Source organism: Actinomycetota bacterium, assembly GCA_018334075.1.
GTDB lineage: Bacteria > Actinomycetota > Coriobacteriia > Anaerosomatales > UBA912 > JAGXSC01.
Genome location: JAGXSC010000056.1, coordinates 1 through 9,036, shown reverse-complemented (window position 1 = coordinate 9,036; position 9,036 = coordinate 1). Strand labels below are relative to the sequence as shown.

Sequence of the window (9,036 nt, the reverse complement as noted above, 5' to 3'; positions counted from 1 at the left end):
TAACCTGCTGCTGCTTATCGGCTCGACGACCGGCCGAGACGGGATCGGCGGAGCCAGCGTTTTGGCCAGCCAGGAGTTCGATGAGGCCGCCGAGGAGAAGCGCCCCAGTGTGCAGGTCGGCGATCCTTTCGAGGAAAAAATCCTGATCGAGGCGTGCCTTGAGCTGCTCGACGAAAAGCTGCTGATCGCACTCGGCGATCTAGGCGCGGCGGGTCTGACATCGAGCGCCAGTGAGATGGCCTCTCGCGGTAATGCCGGGCTCGACATAGAGGTGACTCGCGTGCCGCTTCGCGAAAACGCCATGAAGCCGTATGAGATCATGGTCTCGGAGTCGCAGGAGCGAATGCTGGCTGTCGTGACTCCCGAAAACCTCGCACGCGCCCACGCTGTGTGTGAGAAGTGGGGGCTGCTCTCCACGGTGATCGGCGAGGTCACGGATACCGGCAGGTTCGTGGTGCGTGAGGCTGGCAAGATCGTGGCGGACATCCCGGCCTCGACTCTCGTCGATGACGCGCCGGTCTATCAACCCGAGATGCGCAAGCCGGGCTACATGGACGAATTGCAGAACTTCGATCCCTTGACAGAGCTCGACCATCCTGACGACCCGGCCATGCTGAAAGAGACTTTCCTCGCCGTGCTGTCGAGCCCCAATGTGTGTTCGCGCCGGTGGATCTGGGAGCAATACGACCACCAGGTGATGCTCAATACCGTGATTCTGCCCGGCGGAGACGCTGCGGTGTTGCGTATCGGCGATACAGGCCGAGGAGAGATGACCAACCGCGGAATTGCCGCGTCAAGCGATTGCAATGGCCGCTACGTCTACCTGGATCCTTACCTCGGCGCGCAGATAGCGCTGGCCGAAGCCACTCGAAACGTCGCTTGCGTTGGAGCCAAGCCAGCGGCGATCACGGATTGTCTGAACTTCGGCTCGCCGGAAAAGCCCGAGGTTTACTGGACATTCCACGAGTCGATACGCGGTCTTTCCGACGCATGCAAGCGCTGGGAGATTCCGGTAATCAGCGGTAACGTCAGCTTCTATAACGAATCGTTCGGCAAACCGATATACCCTACGCCTACTGTAGGGGTCGTCGGGCTTCTAGACGATGTAAGCCTGAGATGCACTTCGGAGTTCAAGGGCGAGGGCGATACGGTGGTGCTTGTCGGCGAGACATTGGCCGAGCTGGGTGGCAGCGAGTACCTCAAAGTCGTCTTTGACACCGTGGCCGGCGCTCCTCCCTCACTCGATCTCGATCTTGAGAGTCGCGTGCAGTCGGCCGTTCGCGAGGCGATCGGCGGTAGGCTTCTCCTCTCCGCGCACGATTGCTCCGAGGGCGGGCTTGTGATCGCGCTGGCCGAGAGCTGTATCGCCAGCGGAATCGGGGCTGAGATCACTTTAGCCGGCGGGCTAGCTCCGGTTGCGGCGCTGTTCAGCGAGTCGCAAAGCCGCATCGTTGTCTCCGCCGCCCAAAAGGACACAGACGCGCTTCTCGCGCTTCTTGCCGGCTGGCAGGTTCCTTTCACGGTTCTCGGCAAGGTCGGGGGCGACACGCTCAAGATCGCGAGTCCCGAGGGGATGCTCGTAAGCGCTTCGATCCGCGAGATGCGCGATGCCTATGAGCCCACATTGGAGGCGCTGGTTCATGGATAGCCGACCTGACCGCATGGAAGAGGCGTGTGGCGTCATCGGCGTGTACGCGCCAGGACAAGGCGTCGCGAGGTTGGCGTACTTTGGCCTGCACGCGCTTCAGCACCGCGGCCAGGAGAGTGCGGGCATTGCTGTCGGAGATGGCGAGACGGTCACGGTCATAAAGGACCTCGGTCTGGTGAGCAAGGTCTTTCGGGAGTCGGATCTCGATTCGCTTACCGGCGACGCCGCGATAGGGCATACCCGTTACTCGACGACCGGCTCCTCGAACACGTGGAACAACGCGCAGCCTCACCTCTCGGCGATCGGCCGGCAGGTCATCGCGCTTGCACACAACGGCAATCTTGTGAACACAGCCGATCTCAGGGACTCCCTGCGCGGCGAGAAGGTGCGCTTCCGCTCCACCACCGACTCCGAGGTGATCGCGACTCTGATCGGTCACTATACCCAGATACACCATCACATCCGCGAAGGCATACGCAATACGATGTCGTTGATCCAGGGCGCTTACGCGGTGGTCCTCCTGACCGAGGATGCCCTCTACGCCTTTCGGGACTCACACGGGATCAGGCCGCTCGTTCTCGGCAGGCTCGGCAATGAGGGCTGGGTGGTCGCAAGCGAGACGTGCGGGCTGGATATTCTGGGCGCTGTCTACGAGCGCGATGTGGCGCCGGGAGAGATGATCAAGATTTCGGCGAACGGACTCGAGAGCGAAGAGGCGGTACCCGCCGAGAAACTCAGCCTTTGCATGTTCGAGTTCATCTACTTTGCCAGGCCGGACAGCGTGATGTACGACTGCTCGCTTTACGAGGCGCGCCGCCGCATGGGAGAATCGCTCGCAAAGGAGGCTCCCGCCTCGGCAGACCTCGTCATCGGGATTCCGGACTCCGGTGTGCCGGCAGCGGTGGGATACGCGCAAGGCAGCGGGATTCCTTTCGGCGAGGGGCTCGTGAAAAACCGCTACGTCGGACGGACGTTTATCTCGCCGTCACAACAGCTTCGGCAGCAGGGCATCCGGTTGAAGCTCAATCCGCTGCGCCACGTCATCAAGGGCAAGCGCCTGGTCGTTACCGATGACTCGATCGTGCGGGGCAATACAAGCCGCAAGCTCGTGCAGTTGCTGCGCGACGCTGGCGCCGCCGAGGTGCACATGCGTATCACATCGCCTCCGGTGAGCTGGCCGTGCTTCTTCGGGATCGACACGGATTGCCAGGAGCAGCTGATCGCGTCGAGTCACAGCATCGAGGAGATTCGCGAGTTTATCGGCGCTGATTCGCTTGCGTACCTCTCGCTTGACGCGCTGGTTGAGGCCACCGGCGCACCCAAGGAGCGATTCTGTCTGGCGTGCCTGGATGGCGACTACCCCATCGAGATTCCGGACTCTGTACGCCGAGGAAAACTCGCACTGGAGTCGTGCGGCTGACCGATGCCGGAGCAGATCGCACTTTCCTTGCTAGCCGGCGTGACACTGGCGTTTCACTTCAATCCCGTCACGGCGACAGTCACTGCCCTGCTGGCCGCGGGTCTTTCTGGAGGCAAGCGGCCGGCCGCCGTCGCTCGCATGCTCTTCGTTGCAGCCGTGATTGTGACGGGCTGGCTGATTGGAGACGGTGTTGCGGTTCTGACAAGCGCGTACGACGCATACACCTCCGATGCCGCCCGCATCGTGCCCGCCTTACCTGATTGGGCCGAGTATCTGGCGCTCGCTATCTGGGGGCTGGGCGGCATGGCGATTGGTTATCTGCTGCCCACCTGGGCTGGGGTTTTCGTGGGGCGCAGGGTCACTCACGGCACGGGATGGGCATCTGCGGCATGGGTCGCGGCTTCCTCCGCCCTCGTTTTGTCGATGTTCGCGGGATCCGTCTGAAAAGTGCACGCCTAAAAGAGCCATGCTTGCCCGTTGCGGTAGAATTCCTTGTACGACGACCAATGTGGTTGTGACTAAAAATAACAAGCAGTGACGACAGGGGAGCCGATGAGCGACGACTCGGAGAAGAAGCCGTTTACCTATCGCGACGCCGGTGTGGACACGCAGGCAGGCGCGCGCTCGGTTGAGGCGATCAGGGACGCGGTGCGCTCGACGTACCGGCCGGAAGTGATCGGGGATATCGGCGGGTTTGGAGGGCTGTTCTCGGCGGCTTCACTGCGCGAGATGAAAGATCCGGTGCTCGTAAGCGCCACAGATGGCGTCGGGACCAAGATCGAGATCGCCAAGGCGCTAGGGCGGCACGACACGGTCGGCATCGATCTGGTGGCGATGTGCGTCAATGACATCGCGGTCACCGGCGCCGAGCCGCTTTTCTTTCTCGACTACATCGCCATCGGGCGTCTGGTCCCTGAGGCCGCCGAGCAGCTCGTCGGCGGCGTCGCCGCGGGGTGCCGCGCAGCGGGATGCGCTCTCATCGGCGGCGAGATGGCCGAGCATCCAGGAGTTATGGGCGAGTCCGACTACGATATGTCCGGCTTTTGCGTTGGGGTCGTGGAGCGCGACAGGATGCTGCAACCCGCCTCGGTGCGCAAGGGAGACGTCATCTTGGGGCTGGCGTCTAGCGGCCCGCACTCCAACGGATACTCGCTGATCAGGAGGGTACTCGTCGAAGGCAGGGAGGAGGCACTTTCGCTCCCAAGAGTAGATTTTGGGGGCAGAAGCCTGGGCGACGTCCTGCTTGAGCCGACGCGTATCTACGCCAAAGCTATCCGCCATGTGCTTCAGGCCGTGCCGGACGGCTCCGTCCGCGCGATGGCCCACATAACCGGCGGCGGCATCACGGAAAACCTCGACCGCGCGTTGCCGGATGATTGCGACGCGCTAATTGCGCTTCGCGCATGGAGGTCACCTAGAATCTTCGACGTGATCGCCGAGGAAGCGTCTTTACCCGCCGAGGAGATGTGTCGCACCTTCAATATGGGCATCGGAATGGCGGTCATCGCTGAGAGGCGTCGCGCCGCAGATGTGGCAGCGGCTTTTCGGCAGATCGGCGAGAGCGTCTTTGAGATCGGAGAAGTCATCGAGGGACAGGGGAAAGTCGTCTATGAGCGATGAAATCGGTGTTGCGACAGTACGTTTGGGTGTGCTGATCTCGGGCTCAGGCACCAATCTGCAGGCGATCATCGACGCGATCGAGGCAGGTACGCTGGACGCGGAGGTCGCGCTCGTGATCAGCAATCGCCAGGGGGCGTACGGGCTCGAGCGGGCGCGCAACGCAAATATCCCGGCGATCTGGATCGACAGCACTGCCTGCTCGACATCGAGCGAGTACAACTCTCGTATCAGGGATGCGCTTCTCGCGCACGAGGTCGATTTTGTGGTGATGGCCGGGTATATGAAGTTGCTCGGCGTTGAGGTGCTTGACGCATTCGATGACAGGGTTATAAACATCCATCCGTCGCTGCTACCGGCTTTTGCCGGCGCGGCGGGCATCAGCGATGCTTTCGAGTACGGGGTCAAGTTCACAGGGGTGACGGTGCACTTCGCCAACGAAAGATTCGACGAAGGCCCCATCATCGCGCAAAGAGTGGTGGAGATCCTGCCCGAGGATACGCTTGAGTCTTTGGAGGCGCGCATCCACGAGGTGGAGCATGCCCTCTACCCCGAGGTATTGCAGTGGCTGGCGCAGGGTCGTGTCGTGATTGAGGGCAGGAAGACGTGCATTTTGTCCGTAACTACGACAGAAAACGACTTTGCTGATAACATCTGACACGCGTACGGCGACGCCAATGTGTGTGCCGGCTGCGCAAAGGGAGAAAGGAATTGCGTATGCATCGTATTAGGGGTTATCAGAAGCTTATACTCATCGCAATGGCTGTGTCGGCGTTGGCGTTGATGCCGGGATGCCGCAGCGCACAGCCGGGAGAGGACCCAGACGCCGGCGGTTCTCAGGTCACCGAGGTCAGGATCGGTTTTGCCGCGCCGCTTACCGGCGACAACGCGGTTTTTGGGCAGGGGATGAAACGCGCCGTGGAGCTCGCTTTCAAGGAAGCCAACGAATCGCCTGAGGTGCGCGAAGCCGGTTACAGGTTCGTTTTGCGCGCCGAGGACGATCAGGGCGACCCGAAGCAAGCCGTAAACGTCGCCAACATTCTCGCGGGTGACAGCAGTATCTTAGGGGTCATCGGGCACTTCAACTCGGGTTGCTCAATTCCGGCGGCTCCGGTATATCAGCAGGCAGGGCTCGCGATGATCACGGTATCATCCAACCCTGAACTTACCGCAAAGGGGCTCACTGTTGTAAACCGCATCGTCGCCAAGGACGACGCCCAGGGCGGTTACGCTGCGAGGCTGGTTTCCGAAGATCTCGGAGCGACTCGAGTAGTGGTTATCGATGACGCGACGCAGTATGGCCAGGGGCTGGCGGACGAGTTTGTCAAGGCCTTCGAGGCCAAGGGTGGCACCGTGCTCTTGCGTGAGCAGGTTCAGCCCAAAACGGTTGACTTCTCGGCGCTTGTCACCAGGATAAGGGGCCTTGCCCCCGAGGCCGTTTACTATGCCGGCGCGCACACGGAAGGCGGATTGCTGTCAAAGCAGATGTCTGAGTCCGGGATGGGCGTTCCGCTTATCGGCGGGGACATGATCTTTTCCCAGGAGTATATAGATATCGCCGGTGCCGGAAACGCCGAGGGTGACATGGCGACCAGCCTAGGCTTGCCGCTTGAGCAGCAGCCCAAGGGCAAGGACTTCAAGGCCGCGTATGAGGCGGAGTTCGGGCAGGCCCCCGAGGCGTTCGACAGCTACGCTTACGATCAGGCGTGGATTTTCGTGCGCGCGGTGCTTGAGGCCGGAACAGATCGTGCGGCGATCGCGCAAGCGATTCGCAACGGCTCATTCGATGGTGTCACCGGGCTTACGGAGTTTGATGAAAACGGCGACACGACCAACCAGGTTATCTCGGCGTATGTTGTTTCGGATGGAAAGTGGAATCAGATCGTGGAGTAGGCGAAAAGCCGCAACCGACTCTGATTGGAAACGCTGCTAATTTCGATGGAAAGGGAGTAAATGAGTCAGGTTCAGGTCAGGCGAGCGCTGGTCTCTGTCACCGACAAGACCGGCGTCGTGGAGTTTTGTCGCGCTCTGTCCGAGGAGTTCGGGATCGAGATCGTCTCGACCGGCGGCACGGCCGCGGTTCTCTCGCAGGCAGGTATCGACGTCAGGCCGATCGATGATCTGACTGACTTTCCCGAGATGATGGACGGCCGTGTCAAGACCCTTCACCCGAGGGTGCACGGCGGACTGCTCGCTCGCCGGGACATACCCGAGCACATGGCCTCTGCTGCCGAGCACGGCATCGGGATGATCGACATGGTGGTTGTCAATCTCTACGCCTTCGAGGCTACGGTCGCACGGGAGGGCGTCTCGGAAGAAGACGCCATCGAGAACATCGACATCGGCGGCCCGAGCATGCTGCGCTCGGCGGCGAAGAACTTCGCCAGCGTCGCGGTCGTGACCGACCCGGCTAGCTACGACGATCTTCTTGCCGAGATGCGCTCGAACTCAGGCGCGACGAGCCTTGCCACCAGGCGCAAACTCGCCGAGGAGGTGTTTCGCCTCACCAGCGCGTATGACAGCGCGATATGGATGCACCTTTCCGGTTATGGCGAAACGCGTTTCCCGCAAGAGGCCCGTTTCCGGCTGGAGAAGGTCCAGGATCTTCGGTATGGGGAAAACCCCCATCAAAGTGCGGCATTCTATCGTTTCATGGACAGCCAGCCCAATACGCTTGCTCGCGCGACACAGCTTCAGGGCAAGGAGCTGTCGTACAACAACATCCTCGATACGGATGCCGCCTGGTGCGCGGTGCGCGAATTCGCCGAGCCGGCCTGCGTGATCGTCAAACACACGAATCCGTGCGGCGTGGCGATCGCCGATGATGTCGTAGCCGCTTACAGGCGTGCACACGACGTCGATCCCGTCAGCGCATTCGGCGGTGTCGTGGCGCTCAACCGCGACGTGGAAGCGGAGCTTATCGAGGCGATATTCGCCAACGGCCAGTTCGTCGAGGTGATCATCGCGCCAAGTTTTGAGGAGGCCGCGCTCGAATTGCTCGGCTCCAAGCCCAACATCCGGGTCCTTGCGACCGGGGGGATGCGCGCTCCGAAGGCGCACTACGAATCGCGCGCCGTCGAAGGCGGCATGCTCGTGCAGACAAGCGATCTGGTCGCCGAAGATCCCTCGGCGTTCACGGTACCCACCAGACGCAAGCCCACCGCCGAGGAGATGGAGCAGATGCTCTTTGCTTGGAAGACCGCGAAAAGCGTCAAGTCTAACGCCATTGTCATCGCGGCGGACTTCACGAGCGTGGGTGTTGGCGCGGGCCAGATGAATCGCGTGAACTCGGCGCGTATCGCTGTCGAGCAAGCGGGGGAAAAGGCACGCGGGGCGGTCGCGGCGAGCGATGCCTTCGTTCCCTTCTCGGACACGATCGAGGTTTGCGCGGCGGCTGGCGTCGTGGCTCTCATTCAACCAGGAGGTTCCGTGCGTGACGCGGAGGTCATCGAGAAAGCCGATGAGCTGGGCATCGCGATGGTATTCACGGGACACCGCCACTTCAGGCATTAGGCATGGCCGCGACCCTCTCAGAGGCGCTGCGAGAGACCATCCGCGTTCAGGAGGGACGTATCCCGCTACTCGCGCGCCATCTGGCGAGGCTAAAAGCGGGTGGTTGCGATGACGTGGTGCTCGCGGATGCCCGAACCAAGGCCCTTAGAGCCGCCGAGGCATGGGCCAATGAGTATGGCCGAATGTCGCTCCATGTCGCTGTCGACGGTAGCGTATGGGTCGAGGTTACCACCAGCCCTTCGACCATCGATGTTCCAGGCGGGCCGAGAATCGCGCTGGTCACCTCCGAGGAGCCGCATCTGCCGCCAGGCGGGGCCAAGCCGGAGGATCGCTCGTTTTGGGATCGCGCGCTCGAGCAGGCTCGCCGAGCGGGCGCCGATGTAGCCGTCCTGGTATCACCGACCGGCCATGTGATCGACACCTCCCAGGCCACGCTGTGGCTTTGCCGAGGTGACAGGCTGCTGACTCCGCCGAGCCCCCCTGCGCTTGCAGGGGTCTCGCGAGCGGTCGTATTTGACTTCGCTGCCTCCCTGGGTCTGCGCGCCGAGGAAAAGGTGCTCTTCGCCGAGGACCTGGACACAGCGGATGAACTCTTACTGACCACCGCGGTAGCTGGCGCCGTGGCCGTAAGGGACAGAAGGGGTCCGGTCACCGAAGCTTTGACCAAGATGTTCGCGCAAGTTTTTGCGGGTGGAGCGGATGCGTGAGACGCCTCAGCTGCCACTTTCCGGAAGGATCATAGCCTCGCCGGAGATGTCGGTGACGCAGATTGTTCGTGCTGTTGGGGAGGAGCGCAAGCCACTGGCGCTTGTCTCGGCGAACGAGACCGGCTGGGTTT

The 9,036-nt window shown here is 61.8% G+C and carries 8 protein-coding genes; all 8 read left to right on the top strand.

Going from position 1 to position 9,036, the window contains the following annotated elements:
- Positions 1-1,648 (top strand): phosphoribosylformylglycinamidine synthase subunit PurL (gene purL / locus KGZ89_07705; GenBank protein MBS3974732.1); only part of this gene is annotated, 1,648 nt, incomplete at its 5' end.
- A complete protein-coding gene (locus KGZ89_07700) occupies positions 1,641-3,068 on the top strand; it encodes an amidophosphoribosyltransferase (GenBank protein MBS3974731.1) in 1,428 nt (475 codons plus the stop codon). The genes purL and KGZ89_07700, both read left to right, overlap by 8 nt.
- Before the next feature lie 3 nt (positions 3,069-3,071).
- Entirely contained in the window at positions 3,072-3,512 is a 441-nt protein-coding gene (locus KGZ89_07695; GenBank protein ID MBS3974730.1) for a hypothetical protein, read from the top strand.
- A gap of 108 nt (positions 3,513-3,620) precedes the next feature.
- The gene (locus KGZ89_07690; GenBank protein MBS3974729.1) at positions 3,621-4,688 is read left to right on the top strand and encodes a phosphoribosylformylglycinamidine cyclo-ligase; all 1,068 of its coding nucleotides are present in this window, start codon (positions 3,621-3,623) and stop codon (positions 4,686-4,688) included.
- Complete coding sequence (locus KGZ89_07685) at positions 4,678-5,343, top strand: phosphoribosylglycinamide formyltransferase (GenBank protein MBS3974728.1); 666 nt, start codon at positions 4,678-4,680, stop codon at positions 5,341-5,343. The genes KGZ89_07690 and KGZ89_07685 overlap by 11 nt, the downstream gene beginning before the upstream one ends.
- 59 nt (positions 5,344-5,402) lie before the next feature.
- Entirely contained in the window at positions 5,403-6,578 is a 1,176-nt protein-coding gene (locus KGZ89_07680; protein ID MBS3974727.1) for a branched-chain amino acid ABC transporter substrate-binding protein, read from the top strand.
- 60 nt (positions 6,579-6,638) lie between these two features.
- Positions 6,639-8,198, top strand: coding sequence for a bifunctional phosphoribosylaminoimidazolecarboxamide formyltransferase/IMP cyclohydrolase (gene purH / locus KGZ89_07675; protein ID MBS3974726.1), 1,560 nt, complete (start codon positions 6,639-6,641; stop codon positions 8,196-8,198).
- Positions 8,199-8,200: 2 nt separating this feature from the next.
- On the top strand, positions 8,201-8,905 hold the full coding sequence (locus tag KGZ89_07670; protein MBS3974725.1) for an aminotransferase class IV: 705 nt from the start codon (positions 8,201-8,203) through the stop codon (positions 8,903-8,905).
- The last annotated feature ends 131 nt before the right edge of the window (positions 8,906-9,036 follow it).